General features: G+C 72.7%; 14 protein-coding genes. 12 read left to right on the top strand and 2 right to left on the bottom strand.

Annotated elements, in window-relative coordinates; translation table 11 throughout:
* The first annotated feature begins 32 nt into the window (after positions 1 to 32).
* The 5 genes from AB0946_RS20230 (at position 33) to AB0946_RS20210 (ending at position 4,081) form a co-directional block, all read left to right on the top strand.
* Complete coding sequence (locus tag AB0946_RS20230) at positions 33 to 206, top strand: hypothetical protein (RefSeq protein WP_366761992.1); 174 nt, start codon at positions 33 to 35, stop codon at positions 204 to 206.
* A 214-nt stretch (positions 207 to 420) separates the two neighbouring features.
* Positions 421 to 552, top strand: coding sequence for a hypothetical protein (locus tag AB0946_RS20225; protein WP_366761991.1), 132 nt, complete (start codon positions 421 to 423; stop codon positions 550 to 552).
* A gap of 140 nt (positions 553 to 692) precedes the next feature.
* Positions 693 to 1,739, top strand: coding sequence for a ParB/RepB/Spo0J family partition protein (locus AB0946_RS20220; protein WP_366761990.1), 1,047 nt, complete (start codon positions 693 to 695; stop codon positions 1,737 to 1,739).
* Positions 1,740 to 1,961: 222 nt separating this feature from the next.
* Positions 1,962 to 2,798: a thioesterase domain-containing protein gene (locus tag AB0946_RS20215; protein WP_366761989.1), complete on the top strand. Its 837-nt coding sequence runs from the start codon at positions 1,962 to 1,964 to the stop codon at positions 2,796 to 2,798.
* Complete coding sequence (locus AB0946_RS20210; RefSeq protein ID WP_366761988.1) at positions 2,795 to 4,081, top strand: MFS transporter; 1,287 nt, start codon at positions 2,795 to 2,797, stop codon at positions 4,079 to 4,081. Before AB0946_RS20215 ends, AB0946_RS20210 begins: the two co-directional genes overlap by 4 nt.
* Before the next feature lie 84 nt (positions 4,082 to 4,165).
* Here AB0946_RS20210 and AB0946_RS20205 read toward each other — a convergent pair whose 3' ends face one another.
* Complete coding sequence (locus AB0946_RS20205) at positions 4,166 to 5,590, bottom strand: aminobutyraldehyde dehydrogenase (protein ID WP_366761987.1); 1,425 nt, start codon at positions 5,588 to 5,590, stop codon at positions 4,166 to 4,168.
* Positions 5,591 to 5,681: 91 nt separating this feature from the next.
* Positions 5,682 to 6,956, bottom strand: a complete 1,275-nt coding sequence (locus AB0946_RS20200) for a cytochrome P450 (RefSeq protein WP_366761986.1) — start codon at positions 6,954 to 6,956, stop codon at positions 5,682 to 5,684.
* A 177-nt stretch (positions 6,957 to 7,133) separates the two neighbouring features.
* On the opposite strand from AB0946_RS20200, the gene AB0946_RS20195 reads away from it, so the two are divergent.
* From AB0946_RS20195 to mdlC, 7 genes are all read left to right on the top strand, one after another.
* A complete protein-coding gene (locus AB0946_RS20195) occupies positions 7,134 to 8,495 on the top strand; it encodes a Rieske 2Fe-2S domain-containing protein (protein WP_366761985.1) in 1,362 nt (453 codons plus the stop codon).
* Positions 8,492 to 9,082: an aromatic-ring-hydroxylating dioxygenase subunit beta gene (locus tag AB0946_RS20190; RefSeq protein ID WP_366761984.1), complete on the top strand. Its 591-nt coding sequence runs from the start codon at positions 8,492 to 8,494 to the stop codon at positions 9,080 to 9,082. Before AB0946_RS20195 ends, AB0946_RS20190 begins: the two co-directional genes overlap by 4 nt.
* 61 nt (positions 9,083 to 9,143) lie before the next feature.
* Positions 9,144 to 9,398, top strand: a complete 255-nt coding sequence (locus AB0946_RS20185) for a hypothetical protein (RefSeq protein WP_366761983.1) — start codon at positions 9,144 to 9,146, stop codon at positions 9,396 to 9,398.
* Positions 9,395 to 10,267, top strand: a complete 873-nt coding sequence (locus tag AB0946_RS20180; protein ID WP_366761982.1) for an FAD binding domain-containing protein — start codon at positions 9,395 to 9,397, stop codon at positions 10,265 to 10,267. Before AB0946_RS20185 ends, AB0946_RS20180 begins: the two co-directional genes overlap by 4 nt.
* The gene (locus AB0946_RS20175) at positions 10,260 to 10,814 is read left to right on the top strand and encodes a (2Fe-2S)-binding protein (protein ID WP_366761981.1); all 555 of its coding nucleotides are present in this window, start codon (positions 10,260 to 10,262) and stop codon (positions 10,812 to 10,814) included. Before AB0946_RS20180 ends, AB0946_RS20175 begins: the two co-directional genes overlap by 8 nt.
* Entirely contained in the window at positions 10,807 to 13,173 is a 2,367-nt protein-coding gene (locus tag AB0946_RS20170) for a xanthine dehydrogenase family protein molybdopterin-binding subunit (RefSeq protein WP_366761980.1), read from the top strand. The genes AB0946_RS20175 and AB0946_RS20170 overlap by 8 nt, the downstream gene beginning before the upstream one ends.
* Positions 13,170 to 14,744, top strand: coding sequence for a benzoylformate decarboxylase (mdlC, locus tag AB0946_RS20165; RefSeq protein ID WP_366761979.1), 1,575 nt, complete (start codon positions 13,170 to 13,172; stop codon positions 14,742 to 14,744). The genes AB0946_RS20170 and mdlC overlap by 4 nt, the downstream gene beginning before the upstream one ends.
* Positions 14,745 to 14,747: the final 3 nt, after the last annotated feature.

Genomic DNA, 14,747 nt, shown 5'->3' with positions numbered 1-14,747 from the left:
TCACAACGGCCTACCTCTCCAAAGGAGTTCTCATGCGCTTCGCCCCTGTCGCCGCCGCCTCCGTCATCGCTCTTGGGGCGCTCCTTGGGGGATTCACGGCCTCCTCCGACGCCGCCGCGGCGGGGAAGGCCCAGCAGCGCACCGTCGCCCTCGCCTCTCCGACGGACCTGACCGTCTCCGAGACGGACAACAACGGCAACGGCTGAGCGGTGGGCCGCAACCACTGGTTGCGGTCCACCGGTCCAGTCACCCGGGAGAGTCACTGCTCCGGGACGAGCCTCGCCGTTCGGACACGGCCGGCGCCGGCCGTTCGCCACGGCGCGGCGGGATCGCCGTACCGGGCGGGCTCGGCCGCGGCCGGCCGGAAGTACCGGTGCAGGCCCAGTTCCGCCGTCATCGCGTGCACCCAACCAGCTCTGCATGCCCGGCCGCACCACGTCGCGCGTGGTCTCGGCGGCCATCGCCGGCGTCATGACCGGCGCGGTGCAGACGGCGTGCGGCTCCGAGTCGGTCTTCCGGGAGGCTGCGAAGCGCGAGCAGGACTCACCGTAGTCACCCCCGCCACCCCTGTTCCCGGGAGCAGTCACGTCCGAATCGGGTTGGCAGGCGGGCGGCGGCAGGGTCACCGCCGCCGACGACTCCGGCTGGCAGTGAGCAACGGACCCAGACCCCGTCTTCGGAGGAGAAGTCGCATGACGACGACCGCGTACCCCACAGCGCAGGACATCGAGAGCGGCGCCGCGGAACGGCTGCTGGCGCTGCGCGACGGAGACTTCGGCAGCCTGCCGACGGCATGGGTGCCGCTCGACGACCTGACCGTGAGCACCTCGCCGCGCCTCGACGGGCAGGACAGTGTGTACGTCCGTGCCCTCGCCGACACCGAGGCCGCGATGCCCGCGATCCTGGTGCACCAGCCCACCATGCGGGTCATCGACGGAACGCACCGGCTGCTCGCCGCGCGGCTCGCCGGGCGGAAGGACATTGCCGTCCGCTTCTTCTCCGGTTCCGAAGAAGAAGCGTTTCTGCTCTCCGTGGCCTGCAATGTCGTACACGGAAAGCCCCTGTCGCTCGCCGACCGTGTCGCGGCGGCCGCGCGGCTGCTCGACGATCATCCGCGCTGGTCGGACCGGTGTGTGGCCTCGGTCGTCGGGCTGTCCGCGCACAAGGTGGCCGAGGTCCGCCGCAGCAGCGAGGGCCCGGCGGCGCAGGGCACCAGCCGGATCGGCCAGGACGGGCGGGTACGGCCCCTCAACGCGGCGGAGGGCCGCCGGCTGGCCTGCGAGATCATCGCGCGGGAGCCGCAGGCCTCGCTGCGCCAGGTCGCCCGGGAGGCCGGGATCTCCCCGGCCACCGTCGCCGACGTGCGCGCGCGCCTCCGGCGCGGGGTCGATCCGGTGCCCGACCGGCAGCGGGGCACGGTGTCCGGGGCCGGTGACGACACGGGTGCGCCTCGTGTGCCGGGGCATGAGCCGGAGACGGTGTCCGTCGAGAAACTCCTCGCCCTGTCCGAGACGCTGCGCAAGGACCCCTCGCTGCGGTTCAACGAGGTGGGGCGGCTCGCGCTCCGGCTCTTCGACGCCTGTGCGGTGTTCGTCCGGCAGCAGCAGGCGGTCACCGCACAGGTGCCACCCCACTGCAAGCGCCCGATGGCCGAACTCCTCACCTCCTACGCCCGCCTGTGGCAGTCGTACGCCGACGAACTGGCCAGGGATGCCATACCGTTGAGCCGCGCTCTGTGAGCGCGGCCGTCCAACCGCACGGCATCCGCGGTTGGACGTGACGCCACCGGGATGACAGAGGATGGGCGCCACGCGGCACGGCCATCCCGCAACTCCCGCCTCACCTCCCCTGTTGTCCCCTCTGCCGCTCGCCGGCCCAGCAGACCCGGAAGACTCCCCGGGCACCCGAAGCCCTCACGACCCGCAAGCCCCTCCCCGCCCCCGACCCCCGGAGACCGGACGATGACCGCGCAGGACGCCTGGAGCAGCCCGGCCGCTCGTTCGCCGGGAGGCCGGCAGCGCAGTGAGTGGACGGTCGTGCCGCTGCGGCGGCCCCTGGCCCGGGTCCGGTTGTACTGTCTGCCCTGGGCCGGAGCCGGGGCGGCGGGTTTCCGGGACTGGGCCCGGGGGCTTCCGGAGTGGGTGGAGGTCGTTGCCGTGGCGCTGCCGGGGCGGGAGCGGCGGCTGGCCGAGCCGGCGCTGGACAGTGTCCGCCGGATCGCCGACCGGCTCGCGCCCGTGCTGCTAGCGGACGCAGGCGAGTTGCCCCAGGCCCTGTTCGGACACAGCCTCGGCGCGCTGGTGGCGCACGAGACGGCGCTGCGTCTCACCGCGGCCGGCGCCGGACCCGAACTGCTCGTGGTCTCCGGCTCCCGCGCCCCTCATCTGCCGGTGCGCGGCGAGGAGTTGCACCGGCTGCCGGACGACGCGTCCTTCCTGCGGGCGCTACGCCGGCTCCAGCCGCCCGGCGACGCGGTCCTGGACCACCCCGAGCTGGTGTCCCTGCTGCTGCCCGCGCTCCTCGCGGACTTCACCGCCGCCGAGACCCACCACCGCCCCGCGCGGGCCGACCTCGCCTGCCCGATCACCGCGCTGTACGGCACCGACGACCCCCTCGCCCTCCGGTCGGACCTGGACGCCTGGGGGCGCTGCACCACCGGCGGCCACTCGGTCCACGAGGTCCCCGGCGGCCACCTGTTCGTGATGACGCACCAGCGACGGGTACTGAACTCGGTCACGGACGCACTGCGGCGCTCCGGCCGTGAGCACGACGACCACGACGAGAGAGGAACGACATGAGTGCATCCGGCGGGGCGCGGGTCTCCGTCCTGCGAAACCGCGACTTCTCGCTGCTCCTGAGCGGACAGCTCATCTCCAGCCTGGGCAACCAGATGCAGCTGTTCGCGCTGCCGCTGGTGGTGCTGGCCATCTCCGGCACGCCCACGCAGGCCGGTCTGGTGATGGGCCTGAACACCGTCTCGTTCATCGTGTTCGGCCTGGTCTCCGGCGCGCTGGTGGACCGGTGGAACCGCAAGGTCACCATGATCTGGTGCGAGATCGGCCGGGGCCTGCTGGTCCTCAGCGTCGTCGTCGCCCTGTGGAACGACCGCCTGACCATGACCCAGCTCTACCTCGTGGCCCTGGCCGGCGGCGTCCTCGCCACCCTCTTCCAGGTCGCCAACACCGCCGCGCTGCCCAACGTCGTCGACGCGCCCCAGCTCCCCACCGCGCTCGGCCTCTTCCAGTCGATGTCCAACACGCTGCGCATCGTGGGCGCCTCGATCGCGGGCGCGCTGTACGGACTGGGCCGGGTCGTCCCCTTCCTCGTGGACGGGATCTCCTTCCTCGTCTCCGCGGCCTCCCTGCGGTTCATCCGCACCGAGTTCCAGCAGGAGCGCGAGGAGGGCGAGGAGCGCCGGCCGCTGACGGTGCGCACACTGACCCAGGAGATCCGCGACGGGGTCGGCTGGGTCTGGCGCCGGCCCGTGATCCGCTTCCTGACCTTCGTGCAGGCCGCCGACAACCTGCGCTACGGCGCCGGATACCTCGTCATCATCATGCTGGCGAAGGGCGTGGGCGCCGACTCCACCGAGATCGGCCTCATCTTCAGCGGTGCCGCCGTGGGCGCGCTGGTGGGAGCCGCGCTCTCGAACCGGATCATCAAGCACTTCCCGCTCGGCCGGATCGCGGTCGTCACCATGACCGTCGTGGCGCTGGCCTTCCCGCTGTACGCCCTGGCCCCCAACCCGCTGCTGCTGGGCCTGGTGGCGGCCCTGGAGTCGCTGGTCCGGCCCGTCTACACGGTGGCGCTGACCAGCTACCAGCTGTCCATCACACCGGACGCCATCCAGGGCCGGGTCACCAGCGCCGTCTCCACGCTCGTCTTCGGCGCGATGTCCATCGGCACCATGGCCGGCGGCGCCCTGGTCGCCGCGCTGGGCGGCGACCACACGGTCCTGCTGTTCTCGGCCTACCTGCTGCTGCTCGCCCTCGTGACCGCCTGCAACCGCGCCGTGCGCCGGGCGCCCCGGGTGGGCGAGGCAGCGCCGGTCGAGGAGGAGCCGGTCACCGCGGGCGGCTGAGCCCCGGCCCGCCGACGACGAAGGCGCCGCCCCGCAGGCCGGGAGCGGCGCCTTCGTCTTGTGCATGTCCGAGTCCTCGGGGCCTCAGAAGCGCTGCATGACGTGCTTGATGCGGGTGTACGCCTCGAAGCCGTACGCCGACAGGTCCTTGCCGTAGCCGGAGTCCTTGAACCCGCCGTGCGGCATCTCGGAGGGGAAGCCGAGGTGGGTGTTGATCCAGACACAGCCGTGGTCGAGGGCCTGGCTCAGGCGCAGGGCGCGGGCGCCGTCCCTGGTCCACACGGCGGAGGCGAGCCCCTTGGAGACGCCGTTGGCGAGCCGTATCGCCTCCTCCTCGTCGGTGAACCGCTGCACGGTGATCACGGGGCCGAAGACCTCCTCGTGGGTGATCTCGTCGTCCTGGCGCACGCCGGCGATGACCGTGGGGGCGAAGAAGTAGCCGCTGTCGCCCACGCGGTGACCGCCGGTGAGCACGCGCGCGTGCTCGGGCAGCCGGTGCACGAACCCGGAGACGCGCTCCAGCTGGTCGGCGTTGTTCAGCGGCCCGTACAGCGCGCCCGCCTCGGAGGGCGGGCCGGTGCGCACCGCGCGGGCCGCCTCGGCCAGGCGCTCGGTGAACTCGTCGTAGACCTCGTCGGCGGCCAGCACCCGGGAGGCGGCGGTGCAGTCCTGCCCGGCGTTGGCGAAGCCGCCGGTGACGATCGTCTCGACGGCGGCGTCCAGGTCGGCGTCCGCGCACACGATCACCGGTGTCTTGCCGCCGAGTTCGAGGTGCAGCCGCTTGAGTCCGTCCGCCGCCGACCGGGCCACCTCGCGGCCCGCGCCGACCGAACCGGTCAGCGACACCATCGCCGGGACGGGGTGCTCCACCATCAGGCGGCCCGTGTCGTCGCCGCCGCAGATCACGTTCAGCACGCCCGGCGGCAGGAACTGCGCGGCCAGCTCCGCCAGCAGCAGTGCGCTGGTGGGGGTGGAGGGGGCGGGCTTGAGGACCACCGTGTTGCCGGCCGCGATCGCCGGGGCCGACTTCAGTACGGCCATCAGCAGCGGGAAGTTCCAGGGGGCGAGCTGCGCGCACACGCCGACCGGCTCGCGGCGGACGTACGAGGTGTGGCCGGCCGCGTACTCGCCGGCCGCCGTGCCGTTCAGCAGCCTGGCGGCGCCGGCGAAGAACCGCAGCTGGTCCACCATCAGCGGCACCTCGCCGGCCGCGGCGGCGCTGCCGGTGTCCCGCAGCTCGGCCTCGGCGAACTCGGCGGTCCGCGCCCTGAGCGCGTCGGCCAGCGCCAGCAGGGCCTCCTGGCGCTCGGCGGGCAGGGTGCGCCGCCAGGAGACGAAGGCCCGCTCGGCTGCCCGCATCGCCTCCTCGACCTCGGCCGGGCCGGAGGCGCAGGTACGGGCCCGCACCTCGCCCGTGCACGGGTCGACGACGTCGACCACGGCGTCTGTGGCGGCCGGGGCAGGCTTGCCGTCGATGAAGTTGTCGAGCGTCTCGATCGAGTGGGACATGGTTCTCCTTCGGACAGGCCCCAGGGGAGGGGAGCGAGGGGGCGGCGGCCGTCCCGGTGACGGGACGGCCGCCTGCGGAAACGTCCGGGCGTCAGCGGCCGGCGGCCGTGCCCTGCGGGTCGACGAGCAGCGAGGTGAGGCCGTGGAAGCCGAGGTTGTTGTTCCAGTTGAGGTCCGGCGAGGTGACGCGGAGACGGGGGAAGCGCCGGTAGAGCGAGGCGAGGGCGATCCGGGTGGACTGGCGGACCAGCGGGTCGCCGAAACACAGGTGCCGGCCGGCGCCGAAGGTGAGGTGGCGGTTGGGCTCCGGCCGGGTCAGCCACAGCTCGTCGGGCCGCTCGAAGCAGGTCGCGTCCCGGTTGGCGGAGGCGACGTACAGCAGCATCGGCTGGCCGGCCCGGATCAGCACGTCCTGCCCGGACTGAGTCGGCACGGTGATGTCGTCGGCCGCGACCCGCCCCACGAACTGCACCGGCGTACAGAAGCGCAGCAGCTCCTCGACGGCCGGTCCGACGGTGTCGGGGCGCAGCAGCAGCTGCCGTTCCGCGAGCGGGCGGCTCTCCATCGCGTACACGCTGTTGCCGATCAGGTAGCGGATGGAGGCGACGCCGGCGAACAGCAGCAGGGCCGCCTGGGCCACCACGTCCTCCTCGGAGAAGCGGTGCCCGTGGACCTCCATCACCCGCAGCTGGTGCAGCAGACCCGACTGCCGCTCGGAGTGCCTGCGGCACTCGTCGGAAGCGAGGAACTCGGTCAGCTCCGCGGTGCTGCGCCGGGTGCGCTCCAAGTGCTCCACCGAGACCTGCGTCGAGCCGAAGAGGTGCGCGATGTCGTCCGTCCACCGGTTCAGCTCGGCGTGCGCCTCCACCGGGACGCCGAGGACGTCGGCGATGACCATGGCGGGCAGCGGGAAGGAGAACTCCGACATCAGGTCGAAGCCGCCCGGGTCCACGGAGTCCAGCAGCCCGTCGACGAGTCCCTGGATACGGGGCTCCAGCGCAGCGTCGGTGAACGGCTTGTAACTGCGGTTGGCCTGGCGGCGGTTGCGGGTGTGCTCCTGCCCGTCGTGGAAGGCGAGCCAGCGTTCGTAGACCGAAATCATGTCGGAGAACCGGGACCGCTGTTCCGGCGGCAGAAAACGCAGCGGCACGTCGGCGCGGGCGTTGGAGAGCCGCTCGTCCTTCATCAGGTTCAGGCAGTCCGCGTAGCCGAAGAAGAGCCACGCACCGCCGAAGATGCGTTCCGAGAGATAGGCGGGGCTCTGCGCCCGCATTTTCGCGTAGAAGGAAAACGGGTCCGGTATGTATTCGAACTCGTTGTGCGTGAATTCGGCGGCGGAGAGGGAGAGGTCGGGAACGACGGTCACGCTGGCCTCCAGGGAATTCCGGTTCCGTTCGGCTGTCCGGGTGGAGTGGAACAGAAACTCCGGACGGCACACAAGAGATGAACACCGGGCCGTGAACAGCGTGTTCAAAAACGCAGTCTGGTCACCTCCCGGGCGCCGACTTACATTCGGCCAGTCACTCGACTTAGGAGGTGTTGTATGACTGAGGCGCCCGAATGGGAATCGGTGCAGCGGCGGTACCGGATCGACCGCCGCGCCTACGTCGACGACGACGTGCTCGACCGCGAGTACCGGCGCGTCTTCCGCCGCAGTTGGCAACTGCTGGGTTTCGCCTCCGAGTTGCCGGACCCGGGCGACTACGTGGTGCGCCGGATGGGGAACGACGGTGTGATCGTCACCCGCGACGAGCACGGCGAGTTCCACGTCCTGCTCAACTCCTGCAGCCACCGTGGCACCCAGCTGTGCCGCGCCACCTTCGGCAACGCCGCCCACTACCGGTGCAGTTACCACGGCTGGACCTTCGCCAACGACGGCCGGCTGGTGGGCGTCCCCGGCATCCGGGCGAGCTATCCGCGCGACTTCCGCAAGGAGTGCTACGACCTGCCGTCCGCCCGCGTCGAGTGCTACCGCGGCTTCGTCTTCGCGACCTGGGCCACCGACATTCCCGAACTCGTCGACTACCTGGGCGACTTCCGCTGGTACCTGGACGCCATGCTCGACCTCGCGGGCGGCGAGTGGGAGGTGTACGGCCCACCGCAGCGGTCGGTGATGACCGGCAACTGGAAGGTCGTCACCGACAACTTCGCCGGCGACGGCTACCACATGCAGACCACCCACCAGTCCGCCTTCGACATGGGCATCTACGGCGACACCCTGGCCGGCGGAACCCTGGGCCGCGGCGCCCTGGACCTGCTCGCCGTCAACATGGGCACCGACGAGGGGCACACGCTGCGCGCCGGGTACGTGGTCACCAAGGGCGAGGAGTCCCTGGCCGGCCGCGATCTGTCGCACCCCGTCTACATCGGGTATCCGCGCGAGGCGTGGGACGGCTTCTCGGCCGCCCAGACCCCTGAGCAGATCCGCTTCAACTCGCACTGCGAGGTGGCCCACGGCGTGGTCTTCCCCAACGCCGCCTTCCTCAGCGTCTCCCACGACAACGCCATCGGCCGCCCCGGCGACCCGCTGACCCGGTACGTGGTGTGGCGGGTGCACAACCCGATCGACGCGCGGCACACCGAGTGCACGTACTGGACGCTCGTGCCCAGGGCGATGAGCGAGGAGTGGAAGCAGCGCTCCTACGCCTACCAGGCCCGCTCCCAGTCGGCCGGCGGAATCCTCTTCGAGATGGACGACTTCGAGAACTTCTCCCGCATCGACGCCGCGATGGGCGGGGACCACGTCGACTCGGCCCTCACCGACTTCACCCTCGGCCTCGGGCTCGGCGTGCCCGCGACCGACTTCCCCGGGCCGGGCAGCGCACAGTACATCACGCTTTCCGAGCACAACCAGCGTGCGTTCTACCGCCGTTGGTCCGACCTGATGGGAGAGGAAGAGCGATGACCGACATCGTCGCGCACCCGGCGGCGCCGGCAACCGCGGACGAACCGCTGCCCGAGGCACCCGAGTCGGATGCGTTCCCCGCCCGCGGCGCCCGGCGCGCCGACCTCGACGCGGAACTGACGGCGTTCTACGCCGAGGAGTCCGCCGCCCTGGACGAGGGCCGCGCCGACGACTGGCTGGCGCTGCTCGCCGAGCCCTTCGTCTACCAGGTCCCGGTCCCCCTGCTGCGCGAGGACCCGTCCCTGCCCCGGCACAGCGAGCGGGCCATGCTCTTCGAGGCCACCAAGAAGATCTTCGCCATGAAGTTGGGCCGCACCGGCCTCCAGCACGCCTGGTCCGACCGCCCGGCCGCGGCCACCCGGCACTTCGTCGGCGCGGTCCGCGTCTTCGCACTCGACCGGCCCCGACTGCTACGCGTCGACTGCAACGTCCTCGCCACCCTGGCCCGCGGGCACGAGACGGCGCTGGCCACGGCCGCCCGCCACGACGTCGTGGTCCGCGGCGCCGACGGCCTGCGGCTGCTGCGGCGACGGGTGCTGCTGGACGCCGAGGTGTCGACGCACGCCCAGCTGTCCCTCATTTTCTGAGTCCCTCATTTTCCGAGTCCCGCGTTTTCCGAGTCCCTCGTCTTCATGATCGGAGGCGGCCATGGATGGCCTCGCCTGGGACACCGCACAGCCACGGGAGTCCGTGTTGTGCCGCATCGTCTGCGAATCGGCCGCCGTCACCGTGGCCGTGCGCCGCACCGGGAACGGTGCCCGTCTGCAACTCACTTCGGAGCGCTCCGGGGCGCGGGTCCTGCTGGACGCCACCGTGCTGGACGCCCTGTGCGTGCTCACCCCGGACCAGGCCGCCGAACTGGTCCGTGCCGGCACCGAGCGCGACCCGGAGGTGCCGGCATGAAGCCCGTCGAGTTCCGCTACCACGCGCCGGCCACCCTGGAGCACGCCCTGGACCTGCTCGCCGACACCGGGCCCGGCGCCGTCCCGCTGGCCGGCGGGCAGAGCCTGGTGCCGCAGCTCAACGCCCGCCACCGGCGCCCCTCGGCGGTGATCGACCTGGGCGGGGTGCCCGGTCTTGACACGGTCGCCGCAGGCCCTGCGGGCGTACGGATCGGGGCGCGGACCCGGCTGGCCGCCGTGGCGGACGACCCCCTGGTCCGCCGCCGGCTCCCGGTGTTGTCCCGGGCCGCCCTGAGCGTCGCCCACCACACCGTCCGGCAGCGGGCCACGCTGGGCGGCAGCCTCTGCCACGCCGACCCCGCCGCCGAACTGCCCGCCGTGACGCTCGCGCTGGACGCACGGCTCGTCCTGGTCTCCCGGGACGGCGGCGAACGTGCCGTACGCGCCGTCGAGTTCTTCACCGGCCGCCACCGCACGGCCCTGCGCGCCGGTGAACTCCTCGTCGCCGTCGAGTTCCCGCCGGCCCCCGGTTTCCGCTTCGCCTTCGACGAGGTCACCCGTCGGGGCGCCGCCGGTTTCCCCCTGGTGGCCCTCTGCCTGGGCGTCACCACGGAAAGCGGCGTGGTCACCGCGGCCCGGCTCGCGGCGGCCGGCGTCGCCGACACACCGGTCCGGCCAGCCGCCGTCGAGGACGCCCTGCGCGGACTGCGCCTGGACGGCGACCTGGGCCCCGCGCTCGACGCGGTCGGCACCGCCGTACGACCGCCCGCCGACCAGCACGGCGACGCCCGTTACCGGACCGCCCTGCTGCGCGCGCTGCTACGCCGCTGCGCCGCGCATCTGACCCACGGGAAGGCCGACGATGACTGAGCCGACCGCATTCACCGGTCCCACCGGTCCCACCGGACCCGCCGTGCGGACGCGCGACCTCACCATGACCGTCAACGGTGCCCGACGCACCGCACCCGCCGAGGACCGTACCCTGCTCAGCGACCACCTGCGCCGCGGGCTCGGCCTCACCGGCACGCACGCGGGCTGCGAACAGGGCGTCTGCGGGGCGTGCACGATCCTCGTGGACGACGTGCCCGTGCGGTCCTGCCTGATGCTGGCCGTGCAGGCCGAGGGGCGTTCGGTGCGCACGGTCGAGGGGCTGGAGAACCGGCCGGACGGTGAACTGTCGTCCCTGCAAAAGGATTTCCTCGACCATCACGGCCTCCAGTGCGGCTTCTGCACCCCGGGCCTGCTGATGAGCCTCGCCCACGCGGAGGAAGAGGGGCTCACCGAGCAGCAGGTCACCACCACCGTGCTGCCCGGCCATCTGTGCCGGTGCACCGGTTACGGCGGTATCCGCGCCGCCGTCGAGTGCCACTGGAAACGCCGTGCCGCCTCGGGCGACCAGGAGGCCGGCCATGAGTGACGCATGGGTCGGCCGCCGGGTGCCGAGCAGCCGCAGCGCCCGGCTGCTGCGCGGCCGAGGACGTTTCGTCGACGACATCGAGGCGCCCGGGGCCCTGTACGCGGCCATCGTGCGCAGCCCCGTCGCGCACGGCAGGATCCTGGAGTGGGACGCCGCCGACGCGCTCGCGCTGCCGGGCACCCGACTCGCCCTGGGACCACGGGAGATCGAACGGCTCACCGACCCGCTGCCCACCGTGTGGACGCTGCCCGGCCAGAGCCCGGACCGGGTGCTCCTCGCGGACGACACCGTGCGCTACGTCGGCCAGCCGGTCGGCGTGGTGGTGGCCGGCAGCAGGGCGCAGGCGGAGGACGCGGCCGAGCGGGTTCGGCTGCGGATCGACCCGCTGCCCGCCGCCGTCACCGTGGAGGCGGCGCTCGCCCCGGACGCGCCTTTGCTGCACGCAGGCAGCCGGTCCAACCTCGCCGGCACGGTCGCCTTCGGCGACCCCGCACCGGAGATCGAGGAGGTCGTCGCCCGCGCCGCGCACGTGGTCAGCCGCACCCTGGCCGTGCAGCGGGTCAACCACAGCCCGCTGGAGCCGCGCGGGGTGCTCGCCGAATGGCTGCCCGGCCAGGAGAGCCTCACGGTGTGGAGCAGCACCCAGTCCCCGCACGCCGTCCGCCAGGAACTGGCCACCGCGCTGCGGCTGCGCGTCGACCAGATCCGTGTGGTCGCCCCCGACGTCGGCGGGTCCTTCGGCGGGAAGGTGATGCTCTACCCCGACGAGGCCATGGTCTGCCTCGCCTCGGTCGTCCTCGGCCGGCCCGTGCGCTGGACCGAGGACCGGGCGGAGAACCTGACCTCCTCCTACCAGGGCCGCGGCCAGTCCGCGGTGGCCCGGCTGGCGCTGGACGAGGACGGCCGCTTCCTCGCCGTCGACGCCCACATCACCGGCGACCTGGGCGCCTTCTCCGTGCAGGCCGGCTCCGGGCCGTTCCAGGTGACGGGCATGACCCTGGAGGGCCCCTACCGGTTCGAGCGGGCCGGCGCGGTGGTGGACGCCGTGTACACCAACACGGTGCCGACGGGCGCCTACCGGGGCTACGGCATGCAGGAGGCGGCCTGGATCAGGGAACGGCTCATCGACGAGGCCGCCCGCGAACTCGGATTCGACCCCGTCGAGTTGAGGCTGCGCAACATGCTCCGCCCGCACGAGCTGCCGTACGTCACCCGCTCGGGTCTCACCTACGACAACGGCGACTACCCCACCGCGCTGCGTAGGGCGGCGGAGCTGGCCAGGAGCCGTTCGCGGCCCTCCGACGGCACCGTGAGCCGGGGCACCGGGGTGACCGCCAGCGTGGAGATCACCGGGTTCGCGCCGACCGCGCTGCTCGGCATGTTCGGCATCGACTGGGCCGGCTGGGAGGGCGCCCGCGTCCGGGTCAACCAGGACGGTACGGTCACCGTCTTCTCCGGGGTGATCTCCATCGGGCAGGGCATCGAGACCGCCCTCGCCCAGATCGTCGCCGACCGGCTGGGCGTGCCGCTGCCGTGGATCAGCGTGCGGCTCGGCGACACCGACGTCACGCCCTACTCGGACCTGACCTCGCAAGCCAGCCGATCCGTGACGTTGGCCGGAGGCGCGCTGGTGCGGGCGTCCGAGCGCATGCGGGAGCGGATACGGGCGCTGGCCGCCGGGCGGCTCGACGCGGACCCGGCCGACGTGACGCTGGACCTCGGGCCCGATGCAGCGTCGAGCCCGGAGAAAGCCATGTTCCGTGTCGCGGGCGCGAGCTCGGCCGTCAGCTGGCGGGAGGTGGCACATCGGGCCTGGAAGGGCTGGGACCGGGGACCGGACGAGGAACGCATCCAGCTGGAGGAGAGCGCCGACTTCGACCCCCCCGCCCTGACCTTCGCCTACGCGGTGCACGCGGCGGCGGTCGCGGTGGACCGGGAGACCGGGAAGGTGACCGTCGAGGACTACTGGACCGTCCACGACAGCGGAGTGGTGGTCAACCCGGCGTTGGCGGACGGCCAGATCACCGGCGGTGTCGCCCAGGGGATCGGCCTCGCCCTGCTGGAGGAGGCCCACCACGACCCCGTGGACGGACGGCCCCTGGCCACCGGCTACCAGGACTACGTCCTGCCCACCCTCGGCGACGTCCCCCCGGTGTCGGTCGAGCACCTGTGCACCCCGAGCGAAGTGGTCCCCGGCGGCTTCAAGGGGCTCGGGGAGGGCGGCGCCATCCCGCCGCCCGCCACCATCGCCGCCGCCGTCGCGAACGCGGTGCCGGCGATCGCCGGGGCACTGAACCGCACGCCCCTGTCGCCGGCCGTGGTCTGGACGGCACTTGACGACGCGAAGGAGACACCGTGAACGCCATCACCGTTCGCCAGGCGGTCTTCGACCTGCTCCGCGGCCACGGCGTGGACACCGTCTTCGGCAACCCCGGCTCGACCGAACTGCCCATGTTCCGCGACTTCCCGGCCGACTTCCGTTACGTGCTCGGCCTCCAGGAGTCCGTGGTCGTGGCCATGGCCGACGGCCACGCCCAGGCGACCCGCAAGCTCGCCGTGGTCAACCTGCACTCCGCCGCCGGCGTCGGACACGCCATGGGCAGCCTGTACACGGCCGCGAAGACACGGGCCCCGCTGGTGGTGATCGCGGGCCAGCAGAGCAGGTCGCTGCTGGCCGGGGAGCCGTATCTGCTCAACGAGGACCCCGGTCTCATGGCCAGTCCGCATGTGAAGTGGAGCCGGGAACCGGCCCGGCCCGAGGACGTCCCGGCCGCGATCGCCCGCGCCTGCCACCTGGCGCTGACTCCGCCGATGGGGCCGGTCCTGGTCTCGGTGCCCGCCGACGACTGGGACCGGCCCGCGCTGCCGCTCGCCACGCGCAAGGTCGGCACCGTGCTGAACGCCGACCCGGAGCTGCTTGCCGAGACCGGCCGTGCCCTGGCCGGGGCCCGCTCACCGGCGTTCGTGGTGGGTGCCGAAGTCGACCGCGAGCAGGCGTTGGACGACGTCGTCGAGCTGGCCGAGGCGCACGGGGCCCGGGTCTGGGCCGCTCCGATGTCCCACCGCTGCTCGTTCCCGGAACGGCACCCGCTCTTCGCGGGGTTCCTACCGCCGGTGCGCGAGGGCATCGCCGCCGAACTCGCCAAGCACGACATGGTGTTGGTCCTCGGCGCGCCGGCCTTCACGTACCACGTGCCGGGCGAGGGACCCTTCCTGCCGCCGGGCACCCGCCTCCACCAGCTCACCGACGACGCCCAGCGGGCCGCCTGGACGCCCGAGGGCACCTCCGTCCTCACCAGCGTCCGCCCGGCCGTCCGGCAGCTCCTCGCCGCCCACCGCCCCGACCGGCCGCGACCCCGCCCCGCGCCGCGCCGCCCCGCCGAACGGGTCGAGGCGACAGGGCCGTACGTCACTGCGCCGTACCTCGTCCAGACGCTGGCCGACCTCCGGCCCCAGGGCAGCGTCATCGTCGAGGAAGCCCCGAGCACCCGGCCCGTGATGTGCGAGCACCTGCCCAACGACGGTCCGGACAGCTTCTTCACGACGGCCGGCGGAGCGCTCGGTTACGGGCTGCCCGCCGCCGTCGGCATGGCGCTGGCCCGGTCCGACCGGCAGGTCATAGCGGTCCTCGGGGACGGCTCCGCCATGTACGCGATACAGGCGCTGTGGTCGGCGGCCCGGCTGGGGGTGCGGCTGGCCGTCGTCGTGGTGGACAACGGCGGTTACGCCACCGTCGACTCCTTCGCCCGCCGCTTCGGCATCGACAAACCGGCGGGCACGGAACTGGGTGGTCTCGACTTCCCGGCATTGGCGGCGGCCCAGGGCTGCCGGGGCGAACAGGTGACCACGCCGCACGAACTCGGCCCGGCCCTGCGCAGGGCCTTCGCGTCACCGCTTCCGTACGTCGTCTCGGTCCTCGTACAGCAGTGAGCT

Origin of the sequence: Streptomyces sp. NPDC046870 (assembly GCF_040704595.1) — a bacterium.
Classification (GTDB): domain Bacteria; phylum Actinomycetota; class Actinomycetes; order Streptomycetales; family Streptomycetaceae; genus Streptomyces; species Streptomyces argyrophylli.
Note: the sequence above shows the minus strand (reverse complement) of the source record. Positions and strands in the feature narration are given on the sequence as shown.